The organism is Streptomyces sp. NPDC057543 (assembly GCF_042801895.1).
Classification (GTDB): Bacteria; Actinomycetota; Actinomycetes; order Streptomycetales; family Streptomycetaceae; genus Streptomyces.
The window spans coordinates 1-1,109 of record NZ_JBHVFF010000606.1 but is presented as its reverse complement, the minus strand read 5'-3'; the positions used below and the strand labels follow the sequence as shown (position 1 = coordinate 1,109).

The window sequence follows — 1,109 nt, the reverse complement described above, 5'->3', positions numbered from 1 at the left end:
GGGGGGGGCCCCCCCACTTCTGTCGGTACGGGGGTCTTCCGCCGGTACGGGCCCAGCCCCTCACCGAAGCTCCCGGCGCTCAGCCTGTGCGCCGGGTGCCCGCCGGCTGCGCCACCCGTAAACCCCGCGCCTCCGAACGCCCACATGCCTTGATCCGGCCACCCTCACCCCCCTGACCAGGCACAACGGGCCTTGGGTAGCCCGGCCGTCGGGTCCCCGATCTCCGCCGGTATCGTCGGTTCTGTCACCGATGGCTCTGATACCCGCGGTACCTCCGGTCCGCGTGGTGCCCCAGCCGACCGGTAATCCTCTGCACCCTGCCCCCTCTGACCAGTGGAGACCGCATGCCCGGCCAGCCCGCCGCCCGCCGTACCGTGCTGAAGGGCGCCGCTCTCGCCGGCGCCGCCGGGCTGGGAGTGGCCGCCTGCTCGACCGAGTCGAAGCTCGGCCACGCCGAGACGCCGACGCCGACCGCCCCCGTCGAACTCGGCGTGCCCGAAGAGGTTCCGGTCGGCGGATCCAAGCTCTACCGCGAACAGCGGGTCGTCGTCAGCTGCCCGGCCAAGGGGCAGTACAAGGCGTTCAGCGCCCAGTGCACCCACGCGGGCTGCTTGCTGGACAAGGTCGAGGACAACGTGGGGAACTGCCCCTGCCACGGCAGCCGCTTCGACACGACGACCGGCACGGTGACGCACGGCCCGGCGACCGTGCCGCTGCCCTCCGTTCCGGTCAGGGTCGAGGGCGGAAAGCTGATCGCCGGCCCTGACGCCTGACGCCCGAAGCCCCGGGCCGGGCCACTCCCAAGGCCTCCCTCCGGACCGTCTCCGAGGTGGGACGTCCGGCACCTGGAAGGTGGTGAACATCGCCACCGGCGACGACGGGACGCGGTACGTCACCGAGGGAGCCCTTACGACCTCACCCGCGATGGAGAGCGGGCTCCCGACGCCCTGCGACTCCGCCTCCGGCGTTGTCGCCGGTCAACGACGCTCCGCGTCGCTTCCCTCCGCCGCCTTGGATTCGAAGCCGCATGACACCGCTCGCTGATCCACTCTCTATCGCGGGTGTCGTTGGCCAGGGCCTGTCGTTTGGATCACCGACCGATCAAGACG

Annotated in this window: 1 protein-coding gene; it reads left to right on the top strand. The window is 71.6% G+C overall.

Translation table 11 applies throughout. From position 1 onward, the window contains the following. The first annotated feature begins 344 nt into the window (after positions 1 to 344). Entirely contained in the window at positions 345 to 773 is a 429-nt protein-coding gene (locus tag ACFU8Q_RS41625; RefSeq protein WP_384465473.1) for a Rieske (2Fe-2S) protein, read from the top strand. Positions 774 to 1,109 lie beyond the last annotated feature (336 nt).

What these genes read in the sequence shown, in the direction of transcription:
- ACFU8Q_RS41625 (WP_384465473.1), top strand. Translation starts at nt 345, where the DNA reads ATGCCCGGCCAGCCCGCCGCCCGCCGTACCGTGCTGAAGGGCGCCGCT.